The sequence below is a fragment of the Bacillus sp. AK124 genome (assembly GCF_053903085.1).
This window is the reverse complement of the sequence record NZ_CP096378.1, coordinates 3,927,555-3,949,178: the sequence shown is the minus strand read 5'-3', so window position 1 is coordinate 3,949,178 and position 21,624 is coordinate 3,927,555. Positions and strand designations below refer to the sequence as shown.

Annotated in this window: 22 protein-coding genes and 1 riboswitch; of the genes, 14 read left to right on the top strand and 8 right to left on the bottom strand. The window is 45.9% G+C overall.

The genetic code is table 11. The features are described 5' to 3' along the window. Window positions 1–35 precede the first annotated feature (35 nt). Together M1E06_RS19730 and M1E06_RS19725 are read right to left on the bottom strand one after the other, a co-directional pair. Complete coding sequence (locus M1E06_RS19730) at window positions 36–881, bottom strand: TIGR03943 family putative permease subunit (RefSeq protein WP_035337281.1); 846 nt, start codon at window positions 879–881, stop codon at window positions 36–38. Window positions 882–885: 4 nt separating this feature from the next. Next, window positions 886–1,773, bottom strand: coding sequence for a permease (locus M1E06_RS19725; RefSeq protein WP_035337280.1), 888 nt, complete (start codon window positions 1,771–1,773; stop codon window positions 886–888). A 203-nt stretch (window positions 1,774–1,976) separates the two neighbouring features. Here M1E06_RS19725 and M1E06_RS19720 point away from each other — a divergent pair, with 203 nt between their 5' ends. The 3 genes from M1E06_RS19720 to M1E06_RS19710 all read left to right on the top strand — a co-directional run bounded on the left by M1E06_RS19720 (window position 1,977) and on the right by M1E06_RS19710 (window position 3,780). Beyond that, window positions 1,977–2,933: an acetylxylan esterase gene (locus tag M1E06_RS19720; protein ID WP_035337279.1), complete on the top strand. Its 957-nt coding sequence runs from the start codon at window positions 1,977–1,979 to the stop codon at window positions 2,931–2,933. Between the two features lie 86 nt (window positions 2,934–3,019). Further along, complete coding sequence (locus tag M1E06_RS19715) at window positions 3,020–3,448, top strand: MarR family winged helix-turn-helix transcriptional regulator (RefSeq protein ID WP_025810789.1); 429 nt, start codon at window positions 3,020–3,022, stop codon at window positions 3,446–3,448. Then, on the top strand, window positions 3,439–3,780 hold the full coding sequence (locus M1E06_RS19710; protein WP_035337278.1) for a DUF3147 family protein: 342 nt from the start codon (window positions 3,439–3,441) through the stop codon (window positions 3,778–3,780). The genes M1E06_RS19715 and M1E06_RS19710 overlap by 10 nt, the downstream gene beginning before the upstream one ends. Before the next feature lie 85 nt (window positions 3,781–3,865). Here the strand turns inward: M1E06_RS19710 and M1E06_RS19705 are convergent, their stop codons facing one another. The 3 genes from M1E06_RS19705 to M1E06_RS19695 all read right to left on the bottom strand — a co-directional run bounded on the left by M1E06_RS19705 (window position 3,866) and on the right by M1E06_RS19695 (window position 6,296). Further along, window positions 3,866–4,192: a hypothetical protein gene (locus M1E06_RS19705; protein WP_229129386.1), complete on the bottom strand. Its 327-nt coding sequence runs from the start codon at window positions 4,190–4,192 to the stop codon at window positions 3,866–3,868. Window positions 4,193–4,725: 533 nt separating this feature from the next. Next, window positions 4,726–5,409, bottom strand: a complete 684-nt coding sequence (locus M1E06_RS19700; RefSeq protein WP_020450090.1) for an amino acid ABC transporter permease — start codon at window positions 5,407–5,409, stop codon at window positions 4,726–4,728. An 11-nt stretch (window positions 5,410–5,420) separates the two neighbouring features. After that, window positions 5,421–6,296, bottom strand: a complete 876-nt coding sequence (locus tag M1E06_RS19695; RefSeq protein WP_026580508.1) for a transporter substrate-binding domain-containing protein — start codon at window positions 6,294–6,296, stop codon at window positions 5,421–5,423. A gap of 183 nt (window positions 6,297–6,479) precedes the next feature. Here M1E06_RS19695 and M1E06_RS19690 point away from each other — a divergent pair, with 183 nt between their 5' ends. The 3 genes from M1E06_RS19690 (at window position 6,480) to M1E06_RS19680 (ending at window position 9,357) form a co-directional block, all read left to right on the top strand. Next, window positions 6,480–7,031: an NAD(P)H-dependent oxidoreductase gene (locus M1E06_RS19690; RefSeq protein WP_035337275.1), complete on the top strand. Its 552-nt coding sequence runs from the start codon at window positions 6,480–6,482 to the stop codon at window positions 7,029–7,031. A gap of 95 nt (window positions 7,032–7,126) precedes the next feature. Continuing rightward, entirely contained in the window at window positions 7,127–7,852 is a 726-nt protein-coding gene (locus M1E06_RS19685; protein ID WP_035337274.1) for an AAA family ATPase, read from the top strand. 68 nt (window positions 7,853–7,920) lie between these two features. Beyond that, window positions 7,921–9,357, top strand: a complete 1,437-nt coding sequence (locus tag M1E06_RS19680) for a glycoside hydrolase family 1 protein (RefSeq protein ID WP_020450094.1) — start codon at window positions 7,921–7,923, stop codon at window positions 9,355–9,357. Between the two features lie 39 nt (window positions 9,358–9,396). Here M1E06_RS19680 and M1E06_RS19675 read toward each other — a convergent pair whose 3' ends face one another. After that, window positions 9,397–9,795 (bottom strand): competence protein ComJ, encoded by a 399-nt coding sequence (locus M1E06_RS19675; RefSeq protein ID WP_023855672.1) that lies wholly within the window; start codon window positions 9,793–9,795, stop codon window positions 9,397–9,399. Window positions 9,796–9,812: 17 nt separating this feature from the next. Beyond that, the gene (locus M1E06_RS19670) at window positions 9,813–10,259 is read right to left on the bottom strand and encodes a NucA/NucB deoxyribonuclease domain-containing protein (protein WP_020450096.1); all 447 of its coding nucleotides are present in this window, start codon (window positions 10,257–10,259) and stop codon (window positions 9,813–9,815) included. A gap of 302 nt (window positions 10,260–10,561) precedes the next feature. Between M1E06_RS19670 and M1E06_RS19665 the strand changes: the two genes are divergently transcribed. Beyond that, a complete protein-coding gene (locus M1E06_RS19665; protein WP_023855671.1) occupies window positions 10,562–10,732 on the top strand; it encodes a hypothetical protein in 171 nt (56 codons plus the stop codon). A 5-nt stretch (window positions 10,733–10,737) separates the two neighbouring features. After that, window positions 10,738–11,541 carry a serine/threonine protein kinase gene (locus M1E06_RS19660; RefSeq protein ID WP_035337270.1) on the top strand — a complete coding sequence of 268 codons (804 nt, stop codon included), beginning with the start codon at window positions 10,738–10,740 and terminating at the stop codon, window positions 11,539–11,541. Window positions 11,542–11,945: 404 nt separating this feature from the next. Here the strand turns inward: M1E06_RS19660 and M1E06_RS19655 are convergent, their stop codons facing one another. Continuing rightward, a complete protein-coding gene (locus tag M1E06_RS19655) occupies window positions 11,946–12,686 on the bottom strand; it encodes a ribonuclease YeeF family protein (protein WP_020450098.1) in 741 nt (246 codons plus the stop codon). 403 nt (window positions 12,687–13,089) lie between these two features. Here M1E06_RS19655 and M1E06_RS19650 point away from each other — a divergent pair, with 403 nt between their 5' ends. Genes M1E06_RS19650 through M1E06_RS19625 form a run of 6 tightly spaced genes read left to right on the top strand, consistent with a single transcriptional unit; the run spans window position 13,090 to window position 21,012 of the window. Continuing rightward, entirely contained in the window at window positions 13,090–15,144 is a 2,055-nt protein-coding gene (locus M1E06_RS19650; RefSeq protein WP_020450099.1) for a hydantoinase/oxoprolinase family protein, read from the top strand. Window positions 15,145–15,146: 2 nt separating this feature from the next. Further along, window positions 15,147–17,141 (top strand): hydantoinase B/oxoprolinase family protein, encoded by a 1,995-nt coding sequence (locus M1E06_RS19645; RefSeq protein ID WP_035337268.1) that lies wholly within the window; start codon window positions 15,147–15,149, stop codon window positions 17,139–17,141. After that, window positions 17,138–18,226, top strand: a complete 1,089-nt coding sequence (locus M1E06_RS19640) for an ABC transporter substrate-binding protein (RefSeq protein ID WP_020450101.1) — start codon at window positions 17,138–17,140, stop codon at window positions 18,224–18,226. The genes M1E06_RS19645 and M1E06_RS19640 overlap by 4 nt, the downstream gene beginning before the upstream one ends. A gap of 9 nt (window positions 18,227–18,235) precedes the next feature. Continuing rightward, the gene (locus M1E06_RS19635) at window positions 18,236–19,354 is read left to right on the top strand and encodes an ABC transporter ATP-binding protein (RefSeq protein ID WP_035339243.1); all 1,119 of its coding nucleotides are present in this window, start codon (window positions 18,236–18,238) and stop codon (window positions 19,352–19,354) included. Next, window positions 19,341–20,207, top strand: a complete 867-nt coding sequence (locus tag M1E06_RS19630) for an ABC transporter permease (protein WP_025810784.1) — start codon at window positions 19,341–19,343, stop codon at window positions 20,205–20,207. The genes M1E06_RS19635 and M1E06_RS19630 overlap by 14 nt, the downstream gene beginning before the upstream one ends. Continuing rightward, a complete protein-coding gene (locus M1E06_RS19625; RefSeq protein WP_023855666.1) occupies window positions 20,200–21,012 on the top strand; it encodes an ABC transporter permease in 813 nt (270 codons plus the stop codon). The genes M1E06_RS19630 and M1E06_RS19625 overlap by 8 nt, the downstream gene beginning before the upstream one ends. A gap of 467 nt (window positions 21,013–21,479) precedes the next feature. Further along, window positions 21,480–21,566: riboswitch (cyclic di-GMP riboswitch) on the top strand. Window positions 21,567–21,624 lie beyond the last annotated feature (58 nt).

Sequence of the window (21,624 nt, the reverse complement as noted above, 5' to 3'; positions counted from 1 at the left end):
AGAAAAAGAAAAGCCGGTGCATGAAGTGCCGGCTTTTAATATGTCCGATAAACGTAAGGATCTTTCGGCTCTTTTATAGGAGACCAATCCTTCACCTTCATCACGGGAATCGTAGATTTGAAAGGCTGATAGTATTCGTTAGACAGCGTTCCTTTTACATGGAGCCACTGATCGTCTTTAATATTCGTATGTTCAGGGAATTCGACCAGCATACCGTAGACTCCCGAGTCGGCGATGCAATGAATGATTCCGAAGCGGAGAACAAACAGCTGTTTATCATTGATCGCTTCCCCTTTAAAGGCAAAACCGTCGAATTCGATCGTTCGGTCAAGGAATTCTCCCGGATATTGATAGATCGTTTCCATGCCCTTCAAAAAATCATCGTCTTTTAATGAAATATGCTGTTTTCCTTTATAATTTTTCAGCGCTTTATTCATCAATTCATCGTACCCTTCCTCGCCGTAGTAGATGCTTGTATCAGGGCGCAGGTACTGGGTTTGGGCATAATGCTCCGGCTGTTCGATCGCTTTGAACGAGAAGCCCTTCGACTTGACGATATTGGAATCAAGCGTCGCTGCCGGCAGAAAAAGTCCGGTGCATAAAGGGAAGATGAACACGAAATAAATGAACATCCTTTTCAGAAAAGGCTTATCTTTTTCATGATCGTGATCATGGCCGCATCCGCAGTCGCGGTCACATCCTTTTTCGTCTGAGCCTTTCATATAAATGTAGAATTGCACCGCTGTCAAAATGGCCAGAAGAAAAATAGCGATGTATGAAAGGTAAGCATATTTCATATTAATATATTTTGTCAGATTGCCGGATGCATGAAGATGAAAAAAGAAAAACGTAAACAACATTAAAATGAATGTGCGAAACATGTTCTCACCCCTTTACCAACAGTGATCCGGCTAAGACAATAACGGCGATGTAGGCGATTAAGACAAACACAAAGCGTTTTTTAAAGATGCCGAGCATCATCAGCAGATTTTTGATGTCCACCATCGCTCCGAATACAAGAAAGGCGATAAGTGAGCCGAGTGAAAACGTGCTGCTGAAAGAAGAAGCAATAAAAGCGTCGACCTCTGAACAAAGGGACAGCACAAATGACAACCCCATCATAACAAGGGAGGAAGATACATCATTCTGCCCGATCGCCAAAAGGGTAGATGTTTTAATATACGTCTGCATTGCCGCTGCGACAAATGCGCCGATGATCAAATATTTTCCGACTGAGAAAAACTCGTCAACTGCATGGCGGAGCGTCCCGCCGAGCTTTTGCAGGAAAGACTGGTTCACATGGGCATGGTGGTGATGGCCGCGTGTCCCGTTCTCGATCAGCTGATTCCCTTTAAATTGATAAGAGATGATCAGCCCGGCAATGAGAGACACCGCAATCGCCAACCCGCCGCGATAGAACACAACATCCCATTTGTTCCCGAAAGCGATGAATGTCGAGAATAAAACAATCGGATTGATGATCGGGGCCGTCAGCATGAAGGCGACCGCTGCGTGAAGCGGTACGCCCTTTAAAAGCAGCCTGCGGGCAATCGGAACGATGCCGCACTCGCAAGCCGGAAACAATACCCCGGCAAATGTCCCTGACAAAACGGCGAGAAATCGGTTTTGCGGGATGATTTTCGCCATCATCTCCTCCGTCACAAACATTTGAATCAAACCTGATATAAAAACCCCGATCAAAACGAACGGAATCGCTTCTATTAATATACTGATAAATATTGAGTTCAGCTGCAGAAAGGATTGTGAAGCCACAAAAAAACCTCCGCGAAAATGTGTATTTTTAGTTTCAATCTAGCATTATAACATAAATTGAAAAAGCGGTTTTGTGCGGCGGGGTCAGATAATGGGAGGAGCAGAAGTGACAGAATTAATACATATAAAATCCATACACAGCCTTGAAGGGGAATGTTATGATAAGAATATTCAAAAAATGAAAAGAAGAGGGGAAAGACAAGATGCAGCAGCCTTATGATATGCCGCTAGAACAGCTTTACCAGTATAAACCGGAACGGACGGCACCGGCTGATTTTGAAGAGTTCTGGAAGGGTTCATTGGAGGAATTGTCAAATATAAAAGCGGAGCCTGAGCTTGAACCGCATGAATATCCGGCTGACGGGGTAAAAGTCTACTGGCTTACATACAGAAGCACCGGGGGAGCGCGAATCAAAGGCTGGTATGCAGTACCCGACCGCCAAGGGCCGCATCCTGCGATCGTCAAATATCACGGCTATAACGCCAGCTATGACGGAGACATTCATGATATTGTCAATTGGGCTCTTCACGGCTATGCGGCATTCGGTATGCTGGTCCGCGGGCAGAGCAGCAGTGAAGATACAGAGACCTCTCAACACGGACATGTACCCGGCTGGATGACAAAAGGAATCCTCGATCCGAAAACATATTACTACAGAGGGGTCTATTTAGATGCCGTACGAGCAGTCGAAGTGGTCAGCGGTTTTGCTGAAGTCGATGAAAAGCGGATCGGAGTGATCGGGGCAAGCCAAGGAGGCGGGCTGGCTGTCGCGGTTTCGGCGCTGTCCGATATTCCAAAAGCAGCCGTGTCCGAATACCCTTATTTAAGCAATTTTCAACGAGCGATCGATATAGCGATCGACCAGCCTTATCTCGAAATCAACTCCTTTTTCAGAAGAAACACCAGCCCGAATATTGAACAGGCGGCCATGCGGACCCTGTCTTATTTTGATATCATGAACCTTGCTCAAGCGGTCAAAGCGCCCGTTCTCATGTCGATCGGACTGGTTGACACCATCACACCGCCATCCACCGTCTTTGCGGCTTACAATCACTTGAAAACGGATAAAGAAATAAAAGTGTACCGCTATTTTGGACACGAATACATCCCGCCGTTCCAAACCGAAAAGCTGGCGTTTTTGAGAAAGCACCTGAAATGAATAAAAGTGAACACCCGGTGAAGCCGGGTTTTTTTATGTCTTGATTTAAGAATATATCGTATTATAAGATATAATTAGAGAGGGTGATGAAAATGAATACAGAGAAAATCATAGAAATGATGAATCAGGACTGGACGGATATTTACTACCATCTGCACACAAAGCATGATGATCATTTGTCTCACCACGCGGTTCGAATGCTTCAGCATATCGAAAAAAACCGCTTGGTGACCATTGGCCATTTAGCAAAATTATTGGATGTCTCTCATAATACGGCATCAGAACATGTGAAAAGACTGATACAAAAAGGACTTGTACAGAAAAACCGGGACAGCAGCGATGAACGCAAAGTCTACGTCACGTTAACGCCTGAAGGTGAAGAAGCAGTGAAACGGCATACGAGACTTCATCCGAAAAAACTGCAAAAGGTGCTGGAGCAATTAAATGAGGAAGAAGTCGAAATGATTAAAACAGCATTTTCCTTGTTGAGCCGGGAGGCAAAATCATGTTTTTAATAGTGAAAATCGGGGTTTCTGCAATATTGATCGCCATTATAACCGAAATTGCACGAAAATCGCCTGAAATGGGCGGAATGATTGCGGCATTGCCTCTTGTCAGTCTGCTGAGTTTATTTTGGCTTAGTTTACAAGGGGAATCTTTAAAGCATTTAAGCCAATTCGCGAAAGGCGTGCTATGGGGGTTTCCCGCCACGGCGGTTCTCCTTTTGATCGTGGTTTTGAGTTTAAAAGCATCATTTCCGGTTGTCATTTCTGTTGTGTTTGGAGTATGCGGATGGGGCGGGTGTTTAATGCTGCAAAAGGCTCTCATCCATGCGATATTCGGGTGAAGGGGAATGGAATAAGAAGCCGCTTGTGCTGCCGCACAAGCGGCTGAAACGATCAGGGAGCGGCATACCCCCCTGTATGAGACTGTCACGTATAAAGCTTGGAGTAATAAATCATCCTCGCCGGAAAAGGAACGTCTCTGTATGGCCCCTCGGGCGGGATGGATGTCGACAGAAATCGGAAATAATGGTTCCCGAGTATTTTTAAGTTTATCGGATAAGTCTGGACGGTTTCAGGAGCGAGTTCATAGGAGAATGCTTGAGCTTTAGATTGACTGACCATGAACTTTTGATATTCCCCGTTTTCAAAGCAATATAAATAGCCCTTTAAACGATGCGCTTCCTGGTTGACCAAAGAGATATACAGATCTTCTCGGCCGTTTTTTTTAACCGGGTTTCCTGCTTTGTCAGACAAGTAAATCAATCTTGTTTGAGATGGGCTGCCGCTGTTCATTTGACAGTTAACAGGTTCAATGCAAGCAGGATGAGTCGAGAGCCGGTCAGAATGCGGGGCATGTGAAATCAATTCAAAATAGTAGGGTGCTACATCGTCGGCATCCCGATTCCATTTGCAATCGTGCTCAGCCTTTAGGTCGAACATGAAGGACTGGGTGATGATATAAACGATGTGTCTGCCCGCAGGAACATGCTGGAACCTGATTTTGATTTCCTTGGACGAATGAGCGGGAACGATGGATGGAAAGGTTTGCGAGGGCCGGTCATTTCCTTCAAAGAAAACGGATATATGGATGCGGTCTTCGGCATTCGTATGGTTGCAGCAGACGTATGATGCTTGGAAATGGCCTGATGGATCGGTTTGATAGCTTAATTTGTTTCTGTCGATCGTACAAAGGTGATCTGCGTGAAAATAAGTCGATCTGAGGATATGGATAATACCGCCTCCGTTTCACAGTATGGAAAGCCGCCGGAGCACCCGGCAGCTTCTTGCTATTTTTTGATATAAACCTCTGTCCGCTTCTCCAGGAAATCCTGGAGCAAAGCGATCGCCGAGCAAACGGCCCAGTAAATCAAGGCAACTAAAATATACATCGTCATATAGTCGAACTCCCGTCCGCCTACGATTTTTGCCTGTTGAAACAATTCAGGCACGGTGATCATGGCGGCGAGGGAAGACGCTTTAACGAGATCAAGCATTACGTTTGCAAGAGGCGGGAGTGCAATTCTAACCGATTGAGGGACAATCACGTGGCACATCGTCTGCCAGTAGGAAAAGCCGATCGATTTTGCAGCGTCCCACTGCCCTCTGTCAACGGACGACAGGGCCGAGCGGATAATCTCGGCAATGTATGCGGCGCTGTTCATGCTGAAGCCGATTAAGGCAGCAGTCAAAGCCGTAAATTGGATTCCGATATAAGGAAAACCAAAATAAAGAATAAATAGAATGACAAGGATCGGAACGCCTCTCATAAACGAAATATAGATTCTTGCCGGCCAACGAAGCAAAGAGATCTCCGACATGCGCCCAAGCGCGATGAAAAAACCGAGAATTAAACCGGCAAACATGCTCGCAAATGAAATAAAAAGCGTATTCCATATGCCTTGCATCACATAAGGAAACGATTTCGCAGCCAATTCTGCATTAAAAATATACTCCCATTGAATAGAGCCCAATTGACATCCCTCTATTTATTCACATCGACATCGACAAAGTCGATATCCTGCTTTTTCGAAACATCGGCACCGCCGAAAAACTTTTTCGAAATCTTTTTGATTGTGCCGTCCTTCAGCATTTCGTCAATCGTTTTGTCGAATTGTTTTTTTAGTTCTGCGTTTCCTTTTTTCATGATCATGCCTTGCTGATGCGGATAGTATTTAAGATCGGGATGAATAGTCAGATCCAGATCAGGCATTGCGGCGAGCGCGAGTTTTTGAAGGTAGTAGTCGTTTAAGATGACATCGGTTCTTCCATTCGCTACATCCTTTAAAAATTGGTCATTTGTTGCGTTGTCGTAAATGACTTCCTCAGCTCCGTATTGGCGCGCGATATCCATGTAAACTGTCGTAGCTGCGCCAGCGGCTTTCTTTCCCTTTAAATCTTCAAGCGTGTGGATGCCTGATAGATCTTTTTTGCGGACGATAGCCGTTCCGAATGAATATTTATAAGGCGTAGAGAACAAAAACTTTTCTTTGCGGTCGTCGGTCATTGTAATATCGTTGGCAGCAGCGTCCACTTGTCCGCTCCCGACCGCCGTCAGCATGCCGTCAAAGCCCATTTCTTTAAATTCGACATCCAGGTCGAGCCGTTTAGCCGCTTCACGGATGACTTCCACTTCGTAGCCGGTCAGCTTGTCTTTGCCGGAATCAGTGTCATGATATGAAGTAGGATAAAGGGTTCCCGAAGTCGCCACAACGATCTTCCCTTTTTCCTTTATCTCATCCCAGGCTGTTTTTTGATTTTCAGCCTTATTTTGAGTAGTGCTGCATGCAGCTGTTATAAGAGCGAGCGCTAACACCGTTATCAACAATGTAATGCGCTTATACGTATGCAATTTATTCACTTAAAAAATCCTCCTATTCCTTTAGTCAAGTAAACCATAGCACTGAAGTAGGGATTAGGCAATAAGATAATTAGTATTGGGAAAAAATAAAATAATTGATAGTGCAACCTGCTTTACTTTTTAAGGTGAAAGATGGAATCATAAAGATATTGGTAAATTGAAACACAAGGAGGATAAGAAAAGATGAAAAATATTTTAATCATCAACGGACATGAAGCCTATCCCCATGCAAGAGGACAGCTTAATCACACTATTTTTACAGCGTTGGCGGACAAGCTGGGTGAAAAATATGAAGTGAAAAAAACAGTGGTGGCAGACGGATATCAAATCCCTGAGGAGCACGAGAAATTCAAGTGGGCTGATGCTGTTATTTATCAGACGCCTGTTTACTGGTTCAGTGTTCCTGCTTTATTTAAAAAATATATTGATGAAATTTATGAGTACGGGCTTTTTTATCAAGGGTCTGAAGACTACGGCAGAGGCGGGCTGTTTACAGACAAAAAGTATATGTTTTCAACCACATGGAACGCGCCCAAGGATGTATTCTCCAAAGAGGGGACATTCTTCGAAGGTAAAAGCCTTGATGAAGCGCTCTTTCATTTGCACAAAATGCAGGAATTCGTCGGCATGAAGCCTTTAAAAACATTCTCTGTTCATGATGTCATCAGCAATCCGCAAGTAGATCAATATTTAGCTGATTTGGACGCCCATTTAAAAGAAGTATTTTCGATTTAAGTCAAGAGGTTTGTGCTCAGGCGCAAACCTCTTTTTTCGTTATCCGCTAAGAAAACGTGATACAGTTGAGTAAAAGCAAAGCAGGGGGTGCTCGCATGTTTTTAAAAAAGCTGACTTTACTTCGGGAAAAAGTTCCTTCTTATGCAAAATATCCATTTTCAATTCCTGCTATTCAACATTTAAAAGAACTGACGTTTCAAAAAAACGTAACATTTTTTGTGGGGGAAAACGGATCAGGCAAATCGACGCTGCTTGAAGCAATCGCAGATAAATGCGAATTTAACACGGCTGGCGGGGGAAGAAATAATACATATGAAGTGTACGGTTCCGGTTCGGATTTGGGAGACTATATTAGATTGTCATGGCTTCCTAAAGTAACAAACGGCTTTTTTCTGCGCGCCGAATCTTTTTATCATTTTGCCACTCATATTGATGAAGTAGACATCACCGGTTTTCGAGGCTACGGAGGCAGATCTCTTCACGAGCAATCACACGGTGAATCTTTTTTATCGCTTTTCAAACATCGTTTTAAAGAGAAGGGTATCTATCTTCTCGATGAGCCTGAAGCTGCTTTGTCCCCGGCAAGACAGCTGGCATTTTTGAAAATTCTTCATGATTTGACGAAATCAAACCAAGCTCAGTTTATTATCGCCTCTCACTCCCCCATTTTATTAGGGTATCCGGAAGCCGACATCTTCAGTTTTGATGGTGAACAAATCACTGAACTGAACTATGAGGATACGGATCATTACACCTTAACCAAGTATTTTCTTCAGCACCGGGAAAAGCTTCTGGCGGAGCTGTTTTTAGATGATGTTTGATCTGAAACGCGTTTCATAGGATATGATAAAGTGCATCCGGATCAAAATACGAAACAGGAGTGAGCCATATGATTCATCAGCAATTACGCCCATTTCCAAACCATTTCCTATGGGGATCAGCTTCAGCAGCCTATCAGATCGAAGGAGCCTGGAAGGAAGACGGCAAAGGCCTCTCGGTTTGGGATGTGTTCACAAAGATTCCCGGCAAAACGTTTAAAGGAAGCAATGGAGACATTGCGGTCGACCATTACCACCGTTTTAAAGAAGATGTTGCTTTAATGGCCGAGATGGGGTTAAAAGCATACCGTTTTTCAGTCAGCTGGCCGAGGATTTTTCCCCAAGGCAGGGGAGAAGTCAATGAAGCGGGCTTGAGATTTTACGATGACTTGATTAATGAGCTCCTTGCTCATGATATTGAACCCGTTTTGACGCTTTATCATTGGGATCTTCCCCAGGCTTTAATGGATGAATACGGCGGCTTTGAATCCAGAAGGATTATAGAGGATTTCAATACGTATTGCGTGACGCTCTATAAGCGGTATGGGGACAGGGTCAAATATTGGGTGTCCCTTAACGAGCAAAATTACAATTTTAATCATGCCTTTATCACAGCGATGCATCCTCCGGGTGTGAAGGACAGGAAACGCTTCTATGAGGCTAACCATATTGCATTTCTGGCGAATGCAAAGGCAATCGATTCTTTTCGCCGGTATGTTCCCGATGGAAAAATCGGACCGAGTTTTGCTTATTCGCCTGCATATCCGCTCTCCAGCCGTCCGGATGATATCCTCGCTTTCGAAAATGCTGAGGAATTTACAAATTATTGGTGGCTTGATGTGTATTGCCGGGGAACATATCCGGGCATTCCTTTGAAATATCTGAAGGAAAAAGGCTGGGCGCCGACAATTGAGGAGGGGGATATGGAGCTTTTAGCAAAAGGAAAACCTGATTTCGTCGGTGTGAATTATTATCAAACCATCACATATGAAATGAATCCTCTAGACGGAGTAGCGGAAGGAAAGATGAATACGACCGGCCAAAAGGGCAGCAACCAGGAAACAGGTATGCCCGGTTTATACAAAACAAAGAGGAATCCTCATCTTGAGACATCGAATTGGGATTGGGCCATTGACCCGATCGGTCTAAGAATCGGGCTTCGCAGGATTTCCAGCCGCTACGGGCTTCCGCTTTTCATAACGGAAAACGGGCTTGGGGAATTCGATAAGGTTGAAAATGACGGCACAATTCATGATGATTACAGAATTGCCTACTTGCGTGCGCATCTTGAACAGTGCAGACAGGCTTTAAACGACGGAGTCGATTTAATCGGCTACTGCAGCTGGTCTTTTACAGATTTATTGAGCTGGCTGAACGGCTACCAGAAGAGATACGGTTTCGTTTATATTAATCGTGATGAAGAGAATGTAAAGGACTTGAAGAGGATTAAAAAAGACAGCTTTTACTGGTACCAAAATGTCATTCAGACAAACGGGGAAGAGCTTTAGGAGAAGGGCGCCGGTGACACCGGCGCCTTTATTCTTTGATCAGGCCTGTTTAAAATCGAGAATATAGGTGATCTTCGCAGTGCTGCTTTGATCAGGCATAATCGTATAGCATGTCAGCTGATAGACGCCTTGCGGGATGTCGCATGACAATTTCTTGGATAGGACGCTTGCAATTTCGACCCCGCCATGAAGCACGTCGAAAGAAACGGTGACGCGCCTGTTAAAGGAGGGAACCTGTTCCTGGACATTCAAACGAACTTCTACTAATGATGCCGTATTATCGAGAGCTTCAAACGAGACCGCGTGTTCTCCCGCTGTGTAGCCTCTTTTAATATCCTCGTCTGTCCAATCCATAACGGGCGGCTTTCCGCCTTTTTGATAAACGGTAAACTGATGGTATGACATCGTCATTTCTTCTGCTTCCCACTTTTTGATCAAAGAACGTACCTCCAGTGTTATTTAATCTTGAAAAGTATTTTCGTGCCGTCCGGATAATCGCTTACCTGATTGCCCACCCAAGATCCTGCTCCACGGTTATCAGAAGGACTGATATACTCGACGGAAGCACCTGTTCCGCCTTCTTCGCACATGGCCATCGGCCACTCGTCGCGGTCATAGCCCGATTTGGAAGGAACATCTTTTAACGATTCCTTTCGGCGTTCGTCGGCTCCGTCCCTGTCGATCGTACAGATTTTAGAATGCCCTTTCTTGATGGCCTTTCGAATGTGCGCGCCTGTTTCAGGATAGCGGTCCGACGGGAAAATCAGCACTTCATCATAGTCTGAGCCGTTTTGCCGGCCTGAAGGCTGGTGTTCTGAAGTGAAAAAATCGCCGGATATAATGCCGATGATCACGACGGCGACGGCGAGCAAGGTGATCAGCAAAGATTTAATTTTGTCCATTCGTGTTGTCCTGCTTTCTTATAAGTTGAATCACTCAGCCGCAGCGGGCCGGAAGTAAATACAACTTTATTATCGTAAAAATGATTTGAGAAATAAAGGGGAGATTAATAGGTTTTTCCTCCTGAAAAGCTGAATTTTAGTCTATCATATCGCCTTTTTTTAAAATTTTGCCGGTTCGTTTAGAAGGTTTTAGAGGTTCAAAATTTAAATTTCTCATATGGAAGAAAAACTTTCGAGCCCCCTTTATCAAGCTTTCCTGCGCGAATGATATGAAATACAAGACAGAAAAGGAGCTGACTGAGTTGCTTCGTAAGCTATTGAAGGCACTTCAAAACGGTAAAAACCGACGATACAGCAGCAGTGACTACGGACGGAAATCATACAAAAAATACAGCAGCAGCGATTATAAAAGAAAAGGGTACGGTCATCACCATTACAAAAGAAAGCATAAGAAATTTTTCGGCAGCAGCTAAATCGCGTGAAAACATTGATGAGATGGCTGTTTGACCGCCCGCTCAAAAAAGGAACCGTCTTGGAGGGGAGATATCGAATCAACCGTGTGCTCGGGATGGGCAGCTACGGTATCACATATCTTGCCGAAGAACTTGGGAGATCCGGTTTCCGCGTCATCAAGCAGCAGAGAAAGACAAAAGCATGGACATCAGCCGGCCGGAGGTCTTTCAACCGCGAGGCTGAAATTTTGCGGGAATTGGATCTGCCTGCCGCGCCCCGTATATATGAGGTGCTTCAAGCGGCCTGCGAGCGGTTTATCGTAATGGAATATATCGAAGGAAAAACCTTTGAAGATTTGCTCTTTTATGATGGACATGTCTTTGATGAACAGCAAACGATCAGCATATTGAAGGAAGTGCTTCACAGCGTTTCATTTCTTCACAGGAGAGGGATTATTCACCGCGATTTGAGGATTCCCAATTTGATTGTGAGCGGAGGAACGATCCGCATTATAGATTTCGGACTAGCATGCCATCTGACTGAAAGAGAACGTGTTGATGACCGGCACCCGGAAAAAAGGCTGATGCGTGCTGTTTCCGTCAAAAGTGACTTTTATGCGCTGGGACATTTCGCATTGTTTCTCCTGTACTCCGAGTTTACTCCGTCCGGCGAGGAAGAAAAAAGCTGGGAAGAAGAACTCTGCCTATCGTCCGGGTTTACATCCGTTCTGAGGAAGATGTTGCAAATTGATCAGCCGTATGAGCGTGCAGAAGATATTATCGGCGACTTGACTTCCTGTACGGCGAAAAAGATGAAGCAGCCGTTTTAACGACAGCCCAGCGTGTCGACAAACCCTCGCAGTCGTTGTCAGGCCTGCTAAGTCGGTCTGACGAATAGAAGGAGGATCGGGAGGCTGACGTTCTGAGGCGTCCTGCCTGAATACCGCGTCATTATATCCTGTGAAAGTCTTCTCCGATGCTCGGCCTTCCTAGACTGTAAGGGATGCGGGTCACGCTGAAAGGATGACAAAATCCCAAAACTAAAAGTCGTTTTGGGATTTTGTCAACGCGAGAAGATTAATTTTTGTCCCCAATTTCAACTTAAATCGTTTGCTCTTCACTGCATTCCCCTTTTTGTTTCACCAGTAAATACATATCGGTTAAGACGGAGACGTTTTGACAAGATGAACAAAAAACCCCGTTGTGAAAACGGGGTTTTAAACAATTTGAAAGCCTAAAGTTCCTCTGCTTTTTCGGCTTTTTTTGTTTCATACTGTTTTTGTTTATTTGCGATGTAGCTTCTGGCCTCTTGATGCATACGCTGTTTCAGTTTGTAGACTTCGCTGTTTTGATAGATATGTGAATTGTAGTTTAGCGGAGATGCATTTTTCCCTTTTCCTGTTGCGTCGATCAAGGCGGAGTAGTCGGACTGGATCATTTGCTGAATTTGCTCAGAGGCCGAGTATTCTCTTTTGAGCAGCCCGTCAAGATCCTCGACAGCTTTAATCGTGTCTTTTCTGTTTTGGTTTGCAGCATCGAGCTGCTGTTTGATTTCATCGGAAGAGAATGGCTGTAGCGATATTAAATCATCAATCTGTCCTAAAATATTCGACAGTTCTTGTTGCTGTGCAGAGACCATGTTTTGAGAGTGAATGTGGACATTTGCAAGCTCCTGTTCAAGAAATTGAACATCAACGAATGTGTCCTCTGAAAGTCCGGCATTTTCGGCCGCAGCAGATACACCATTCAGAAACTGAATCTGCATATCAGCTAAATCCAGCCAGCCGTCTACGATCCCTGATTGGTCTCTGTAAAACGCTTTAATGGCATCAGCGCCTTTTCCTTGGAACTCATCAAGTTCTGTGACGCTGTTTAACGATTGTTTTAAGCTGACGAGCTGTTCTCTCAAGTTTTTATATTCATCAGATCTTTGCTTCATAGCTGATAATAGGGTTTCCGCTTCGTAGACTTTCATTGGAAATCTGCCCTTCCTGCGACTTATATAGTACAGAGTGTACCACTTTGTCACAGGGGATTGGGCAATAAATCCTGAATATCCATGAAAATGAATCTTTGTGATCAAATTTGTAAGCTCTTTAGGCTTTTTGTCGTGATAGGAGACTTTTGATTTAATAGTTAATTAGTCCCTTTTATGGCGGAGTTGTGTCGTCGGACTGAAGAAAAGCAGACAACTAAAAATGTGAAATACTGTGAACAACACAATTGAAAATGTGATGATATGGTATCTTAAAATTAAATATTAAATAAAAAAGACTCGGAATATTGTAATTAAACATAATTGACTACTTTCTCATGCTTGATTAGTATAATAGTAAAATATTTTTAAAAAAGGATATTTTTAAAAGGGGGGATCGGGATTGAATGAAGAAGGTTACCGGCTTGGAATTGATATTGGAGGAACTTTTACCGATCTTACATTGTTAAACCAGGCGGACGGGAGCATGACCGCAGTTAAAACGCCGACCGTTCCCGAAGATCCGGCCCAAGGGATCATCAACGGTTTGGCTCTCTTGAAGACCCAGGGTGTTCACCCTTCAGAAATTCATCACTTCGTACACGGCATGACAATCGGTTTGAACACATTATTACAACGCAAAGGGGCTGATATTGCTTTATTCGTAACCGAAGGTTTCCGTGATATTCTTTCGCTTCAACGCCTCCGGCTTCCGATACCGTACGATTTTAGATCGAGAATGCCGGAGCCCCTTATTCCCCGGAAAAACGTGTTTCCCATTCAAGAAAGAATGCTTTATGACGGCTCTGAAAAGCTGCCGCTCCATAAGGAAGAGATCGATGAGGCGGTTGGACAAGTTTTAAGAAAAGGATTAAAAGGAATCGTTGTTTCTTTTTTGCACAGCTATCGGAATCCGCTTCATGAACGCCAGGCTGCAGAACGGATCAGACAAATAGCACCTGAGCTTGAGGTTGCAACGTCTGCGGAGCTTTGGCCGCAAATGAGGGAATACGAACGGACGGTTATGGCCGTCGCAAACCTATACATCAAACCGAATGTCCATCACTACTTTCGAACGCTGAAAGAGAGGCTCGCCCTGGAAGGAATTTCAGCGCAGCCGTTTATCACCCAGTCTAACGGAGGACTGATGGACATTGAATCGGCTGCCGAGGCACCTGTCAAAACGCTTTTTTCCGGACCGGCAGCAGGGGTCATCGGTGCCATCAGAACGGCGGAAACCGCCGGAGAGGCGAATATCATCACATTTGATGTCGGAGGAACTAGCGCGGATATTTCGATTGTTGAAGAAGGGGAGCCGACTTTTACACAGTCAAATCAAATCTCTGGATTTCCGATTACGATTCCGTCTGTAGCGATGTATTCGATCGGTGCTGGCGGAGGGTCGGTGGCATGGATTGACAGCGGCGGTCTCTTGAAAGTAGGACCGGAGTCAGTTGGATCTGATCCGGGGCCGGCTTGTTACGGAAAAGGAACAAAGGCCGCACTTACAGATGCGTTTCTTATATGTCATTATTTAAATCCAAACCGGTTTGCATCAGGAAATATGAAACTGTACCGGGAAAGATCCGAAAAAGCGCTCCTCCCGGTTGCCGAATATTTAGGCACAGATGTGGAGCAGGCCGCGGATCAGATGATTCAGGTTGCGCTTGCCAATATGTACACGGAACTAAGCAATGTTATGGAGCAAAACGGGTTTGACCCGCGTGAATTCAGCCTCATGGCCTTTGGAGGCGCAGGACCGGTCACTGCTAATTTTTTAGCTGAGGAAATTCAGGCCAAAAATGTGCTGATCCCGCCGCATCCGGGAACCTTGTCCGCTTTGGGCGCACTGACGGCGGATTTTATTTATGATGCTGTATGTTCAAGACAGGTGCTGCTTGAACAAATAAAAACGGCCGAGTTAAAAGCGGAGTTTGTAAGGCTGCAAGAGCAAGCGGAAACATGGCTGCGGAAACAGCAGGCGGAGATGCTGCCGGAAACCTCTCTTCTTTACTTGCTTGATGCCCGTTATAAAGGTCAGGCATACGAAATTGAGCTCCTTGTTTCACCGGAATGCCTGGAAGGCAAAAGCACGAGTGAAATCGCGGACTCCTTTCACCTCTTACATGAAAAGCAATATGGACACAGCGATGAGAAAGCAAGCATTGAGTTGATGAATATACGCGTCCGCATCATAGGCAAGACACCGAAGCCGCCAGGCGGTAAAGGAGGCCGAAGTGATCTGCCCGAGGCTGAACCGGTCAGCCAAAGAAAGATCATCATAAAAGGCGGTACATATCAAACCGCTGTATACCAACGTTCAGATTTAAGTTGCGGTCAGAGAATAAATGGGCCGGCCATTGTTGAGCAAGATGATACAACGACGCTGATTTTGCCAAATTGGAGCGGAAAAACTGATCATGCCGGAAATTTGATCATTGAACGGAAGGAGAGCTGACCATGCGCACAGATCCTGCCCGGCTGGAAATGATGAGAAGCTACTTTAACGCGATAGCCGCGGGAATGGGACACGTTATTGAACGGACGTCCTTTACCACATTTGTAAAAGAGTCAGCTGATTTCGCTACTGCGCTTGCGACGCCGGAAGGGGAGTTTTTCGTTTATCCGAAAACGGTCGGCGTCACGATTTTTTTAGGCCTTTCATTAAAACGTATCATCGAAGAAAGCGGCCCATTTGAACCGGGAGACATTATCCTCACAAATGATCCCTATACAACGGACGGATTAGCGACCCACTTGCCTGATATACATGTAGTGAAGCCGATTTTCATGGAGGGCGAGGTCATCAGTTACGCGTGGTGTTTTGTCCATTGCAGCGATGTCGGCGGCCTTGTTCCGGCAAGCATTTCGCCGACAGCGACAGACATCCATCAGGAAGGCCTGAGGATACCGCCGGTGAGAATTTACAAAACGGGAAGAGAAAATCGCGATATATTGAATGTGCTGCGGGCAAACAGCAGGGTTCCCGACTTAAATGAAGGGGATATTCATGCGATGGTGGCCGCGGTCAATACGGCGGAGAACCGATTGACAGAGATGGTCGGCAAGTTTGGAAAAGAAGCGGTCCAACAAGGAATGGATGATTTGCTCGAACAAGCAGCGATGAGAGCCGGCCGGGTTATCAGCGGGATTCCGGAAGGCACATACAGTTTTTCAGACTATCTTGATGACGATATGATTTCTGACGTTCCGATCCGCTTGGCTGTTACGGCAAACGTCTCGGGAGGGGAAATCACATTGGACTTTTCAGACTGTGATCCCCAGGTGAAAACCGCATTTAACCTTGTCACTAATGGAAGCAAACATTCATTTCTATTTCAGGGCCTGATCAACTTTATCATAAGTGAAGACCCGTATATTCCGGTTAACGGGGGACTGACAAGGCCGATCAAAGTCATCGCTCCGAAAGGTACACTGGTTCATCCGGAATATCCAGCGGCCGTCGGAATTCGTCATTCGATTACGATGAGACTTTATAATGCCGTACTGGGCGCTTTGGCCAAGGCGCTTCCGAAAGCTGTGCCTGCAGCAGGCGCCGGTCAGTCAGCGATTGTCGTACTGTCGGTTCCCGGCGAATCAACGGGCGGCCGGAAGATGTCTGTGGTCGAACCGATGGGAGGCGGAGGAGGCGGCCAGCATGACATGGACGGAGCAGACGGTATTGACCATGCATCCGGATTTTTAAAAAATACGCCGATTGAAAGCCTTGAACAGCACATTGACATCCATGTCCGCCGCTATGAGCTGATTAAAGATACCGCCGGAGCCGGTTTTCACAGGGGCGGCCATGCAATCGGGCTGGAGTTTGAAGCGACGGCGCCAGAATCAATTGTGACCGCAAGAGGGATGGAGAGAATGCGATTTCATCCGTGGGGGCTCGCCGGGGGAACGGCAGGAGCGCTCGGACGGGTGCGTCTTTATCCGGAGCAGCCTCAGGAGAAAACGATTTCGAAGATCGACGTTCTAAAGCTCAACAAAGGGGATGTTATCAGCATTCATTCGCCTGGCGGCGGAGGCTGGGGAGATCCATACAGCCGGGAAGCTGAATCGATTTTGAGGGAAGTTGAATCGGGCTTGCTGAGCCCGGAAGCAGCATACCATCAATACGGCGCGGCTGTAAAAGAAAACGATGCAGGCTCATTCATTATTGATCTGGAAGAAACAGCTGAAATCAGAAAAAAGAAAGCAGGCGAACCTCGGAAACATTGGGATTTCGGGCTTGCTAGAGAAGAATACGAACGGTGCTGGACAGAGGAAGCCAGCAGCACATTGGCCCGGATTCTGCGACAGTTTCCGGCTCATCAAAGATCACATGTTAAACATCTAGTCCACCGTTATTTTTCAAAAGAACATAACGGTTCGATCAGCAAAGGCGATGTTGCGGCCGCTGTGGAAAAACTGGCTGGCAAAAATAACACGGGAATGGTGAGATGACAATGAAAAGTAAAATTTCTGCTTTATTTATTCTGTCTCTTGTAGCGGTGCTCCTTCTTTCGGGCTGCGGCGGAAAAGGTAGTCAGGAAAGCAAACAATCAGATACAGTCGTTATCGGCGTCTATGGAGGCGATTGGGAAAAACATATTAAGCCTAGCCTCGAATCTTTTGAAAAAGAAACAGGGCTGAAGGTCAAAGTCGTCGCAGGGACAGACTCTGAGTGGTTTACAAAGCTCAAAGCTGCAAATGGCAGAAATGCTCCGTATGATCTCTTAATCCTGCAGCCGGATACGATTCACAGGGCACAGTCGGCGGGATTACTGGCGCCGATTGATCAGGAAAAGGTTCCGAATGTCCGCGATCTGTATCATTCCGTTCAGAAACGCTTCACTGATGATGGAAAGCAGTATGCGGCCGGTTTCAGTATGGGGCAGCTCGGAATTGTCTACCGAAAGGACCTTGTACCGCAGGAGCCTAAACGCTGGACGGATCTTTGGAACAGCAGCTATAAAGGTCATGTGGCCATATCATCGCCGGCTTATTCGGCGGGACTTCAGTTTTTTGTAGGATTAATCAATGCCCAGGGCGGCCTGGAGTCAAATGGGAAAGACGTGGATAAAGCGTTCAACAGTTTGACGGATTTAAAGAACAACATAACAGCCTATCCCGATAATCCGGGCTCGATACAAACACTTTTGGAACGCGGGGATGCATGGGTTGTCCCGTTTTGGGACGGACGCGCTTTTTCTTTGCAGGACGCCGGTCTTGACCTGGGATTTGCATATCCCGAGGAAGGTGCCGTCGCAGCAGTTGCAAGCTGGGCTTTGATGAAAGGAAGCCCTAATCAGGATAACGCATACAAGCTGTTAAATCACCTGCTCAGTCCAAAAGTGCAAGGAGATTTTGCCGATAGAACATTTTACGGCATGGCCAATAAAAAAGTGAAATACAGCGATAAATTAAAAGGAAAGATTAAAGTAGGGGAGGACTATTACAGGAATTTAAAATGGGTTGACTATGAAGTCGCGGCAAAAGATCTAGGCGATTGGACAAATCGCTGGAATCAAGTACTTGGCGGAAAATAGGTGACAAACATGAGCGCAATTCAGATTCAGCATGTCAGCCGGCATTTCGGAAACACCATCGCATTGGAAGACGTACAGCTTGAAGTCAAAGAAGGGGAATTTTTCTCTCTCCTCGGTCCGAGCGGCTGCGGAAAGTCAACGCTCCTTCATATCATTGCCGGGTTCCTTGAACCGACGTCAGGGTTTGTATATATAGGAGGAAGAGATGTAACTGATTTGCCGCCATACGACCGACATATTGGAATGGTTTTTCAGGATTATGCTTTATTCCCGCATCTCAGCGTATTTGACAATGTTGCATACGGATTGAAAGTTCGAAAATGGCCCCGCCGCAAGATTGAAGAACGGGTGATGGAAAGCCTCGCTCTTGTCAGGCTTGAAGCGTTTGCTAATCGCATGCCCCGTCAGCTGAGCGGGGGCCAGCAGCAGCGGGTGGCGATTGCCCGGGCATTGGCGATTCAGCCGTCTGTGCTACTGCTAGACGAGCCGCTGAGCAACTTGGATGCGAAACTTCGAAAAGAAATGCAGACGGAGCTGCGCAGCATCCAAAAGCGCGTCGGCATTACAACGATTTTAGTGACGCACGATCAGGAGGAGGCTTTAAGCTTATCTGACAGAATTGGAATCCTCGGCTGCGGCAGGCTTCAGCAGCTCGGCACTCCGTTGGACGTGTACCGCACGCCTGCTAATCAATTTGTCGCCGAATTTATCGGACAGGTCAATTTGCTGAAAGCGCGTGCGTCGGAGATACAGCCTTCATCAGGCGTTTATGGCTATGAAGCGGTCGATTTTGAAATATATGAAGGTGTTCCGCTGACTTTTGAAATAAGCCGGAATCTCTTAAAAAAACCCTCTGTATTGTTCATGGTGCGGCCCGAGAGAATCTCAGTCTCTTTCGAGAAGCAGAAGAACAGGCTGATTGAAATGCCTGCAACGATAACGGAAGTCAGTTATGCCGGGCATGCTCTCAGGCTGAAAGCCGCTGTTTTCAAAGGAGAATGGATCATTCAGGCGCCCGATCCTCAATTTCCAAGATTGCCGAAGGCGGGGGATCAAGTGTATCTTTCTTTGGATCCGGACGATTTTGTTCCGCTCGATGTAAAGGAGGATGCAGATGGGTGCTCTTGAACAAAAACGGTTTTATTGGGTTTTGCTTGTTCCCGTCCTTTTATTTCTCGGCGTTTTTCTCGTGTTGCCGCTTGTTCTGCTGCTGTTATTAAGTTTCAGAGACGTGGACGCTATGATGAATACGCTCGATACGTACAGTTTTTCTCAATATGTCGAAGTGTTCTCTTCGGACATTTATTTGAAAACAATCGGTATAACGCTTTGGACGGCGTTGAAGACCACTGTATTATGCCTTGTGATGGCGTATCCGGCAGCATATTTACTCGTTAAGGCGCCGACCGGCAGGCTGCGGGCTTTGTTTTATATATTGCTTGTTTCTCCTTTACTGACCAGTGTTGTCATTCGGACGTTTTCCTGGATTGTGCTGCTTTCGCAAAACGGGATCGTCAATGAGGCGCTTATCAGCTTGAAGCTGATTGAAAAGCCCCTGCCGCTTTTATGGAATATGAACGCCGTCATCATCGCATATGTCCAGGTTATGCTGCCGTTTGCTGTGCTGCCGCTTGCCGGTTCTTTAAGCGAAATGAAACCGGATCTTAAATTTGCTTCGATGAGCCTTGGAGCGGGGAGGCTGCGGACATTTTTTTTCGTGACCTTGCCAATGACGGTTCCAGGATTGCTGACAGGAGCAATGATCGTGTTTTCGCTTTCGGCCGGAAGCTATATTACGCCTCTTCTCGTCGGCGGAAGGATGCAGCCGCTGCTGCCGTTATCAATCTATCAGCAGGTCATGCAAGTCTTTCATCTTCCTCTTGCAGCAGCTATGTCGATTACTTTATTAGCCGTTGTCAGCGTGGTTATTGGAATCCTTGGCTTTTTCCAAAAGCGTTGGGAGGCGAGAATAAATGGGTAGACAATTGCGCCGTTTGTCTGGGGGAAAGTGGATTGATGTGTGCGTTTGGGCGGCGGGTTTATTGGTATACCTTTTTTTGGCGCTGCCTGTATTTGTGATTATACTGTCGGCTTTCAGCCCGGACGAATATCCGAAGTTCCCGCCATCCGGCGTCTCGCTGCGCTGGTTTGCCGGAGTTTTCAGCAGCAGCGGCTGGATGGAATCGATTTGGGTCAGCGGTATGCTGCTTCTCGTTGTAACGCCTCTTGCGGTGATCCTCGGAACAGTTGCAGCTTATGCATTGGCGCGGCTGAACTTTCCTGGAAAACAGGGCATTCAGGCTTTTATTTTATCGCCGTTGATGATTCCTCAAATCGCATTAGGCGTGTCATTTCTCTATTTATTGACAATGCTTGGGGTAAACGGCACATTTGCCGGGCTGGCTGCCGGGCATATGCTGATCAGCCTTCCGTATGTCTTACGGACGGTCGGGGTCAGCATGGCGAACGTGGATCCGAAGCTTGAACTGGCATCCATGAATCTCGGCGCAGGTCCATGGTATACCTTTTTTCATGTTACCTTGCCGCTCATTAAACCGGGAATCATTGCGGGAGCCGTTTTTGCCGCTGTGACGTCATTCGGGGAAGTATCAATCAGTCTGTTTGTTTCTTCACCTGCTGTCACGCCTGTACCGGTGCGCACGTTCAGCTATATTGACCAGACGTTTGATCCGAGTGTTAATGCGATTTCGGTTATTTTTATCACAGTTTCAGTGATCGCGCTGATCATCATCGAGCGGACGATCGGGCTTTCAAAAACCGTGTAGCAGGCGAAACTCAGCCTGCTTTTTTGTATGGAACACCGAAAGTATTTCAAGATACCGTTTAGGAGGAGACAGTTCAGTGATTTTCCGTTCTGCTTCAATGTTTTCGCAAGCTGTTTGTCTTTTCTCGTATCAGTTTAAACGGCTGGGTAAAAGAAACGTTTTATTTGAATGAACATTGTAAAAGAAAACGCCTAAGCCTTAACGGATTTTCATGATTTATTCATGAAGTTAAGGCTGTTTTTTTAATATTTTAATATATTCTTTATCTAGGATTTGGAATTTTTTGCGGAATTAAGCGGTTTTTTTCGTTTTCCCGCATATTTTTTTGTCGATTTCGGTATCACGCATTAACATTCATGGATAACATTCGGCATCCCGCATGAAACTTTTCACCTATTTTTCGGTGAAAAAAACAAAATTTTCATTTAAAGTGAACTGTGAGCAGAAAATGAATTTATATCAATAAAAGCAGATAAAGGCAAACCTGCGGAAACGCAGGGACGCAAAGCCATGGCCTAAGGTACTGACGGTGCTACGGTTGACAGGTTGCCGAATAAACAGGGAGTTCGCCCGTTTTTATTCGGGTGGACTCTTTTCTTTTTTATTTCCAAA

Coding starts and splice junctions, on each gene's coding strand:
- M1E06_RS19730 (WP_035337281.1), bottom strand. CDS start 881: ATGTTTCGCACATTCATTTTAATGTTGTTTACGTTTTTCTTTTTTCAT.
- M1E06_RS19720 (WP_035337279.1), top strand. CDS start 1,977: ATGCAGCAGCCTTATGATATGCCGCTAGAACAGCTTTACCAGTATAAA.
- M1E06_RS19715 (WP_025810789.1), top strand. CDS start 3,020: ATGAAAATGAATACAGAGAAAATCATAGAAATGATGAATCAGGACTGG.
- M1E06_RS19710 (WP_035337278.1), top strand. CDS start 3,439: ATGTTTTTAATAGTGAAAATCGGGGTTTCTGCAATATTGATCGCCATT.
- M1E06_RS19690 (WP_035337275.1), top strand. CDS start 6,480: ATGAAAAATATTTTAATCATCAACGGACATGAAGCCTATCCCCATGCA.
- M1E06_RS19685 (WP_035337274.1), top strand. CDS start 7,127: ATGTTTTTAAAAAAGCTGACTTTACTTCGGGAAAAAGTTCCTTCTTAT.
- M1E06_RS19680 (WP_020450094.1), top strand. CDS start 7,921: ATGATTCATCAGCAATTACGCCCATTTCCAAACCATTTCCTATGGGGA.
- M1E06_RS19670 (WP_020450096.1), bottom strand. CDS start 10,259: ATGGACAAAATTAAATCTTTGCTGATCACCTTGCTCGCCGTCGCCGTC.
- M1E06_RS19655 (WP_020450098.1), bottom strand. CDS start 12,686: ATGAAAGTCTACGAAGCGGAAACCCTATTATCAGCTATGAAGCAAAGA.
- M1E06_RS19645 (WP_035337268.1), top strand. CDS start 15,147: ATGCGCACAGATCCTGCCCGGCTGGAAATGATGAGAAGCTACTTTAAC.
- M1E06_RS19640 (WP_020450101.1), top strand. CDS start 17,138: ATGACAATGAAAAGTAAAATTTCTGCTTTATTTATTCTGTCTCTTGTA.
- M1E06_RS19635 (WP_035339243.1), top strand. CDS start 18,236: ATGAGCGCAATTCAGATTCAGCATGTCAGCCGGCATTTCGGAAACACC.
- M1E06_RS19630 (WP_025810784.1), top strand. CDS start 19,341: ATGGGTGCTCTTGAACAAAAACGGTTTTATTGGGTTTTGCTTGTTCCC.
- M1E06_RS19625 (WP_023855666.1), top strand. CDS start 20,200: ATGGGTAGACAATTGCGCCGTTTGTCTGGGGGAAAGTGGATTGATGTG.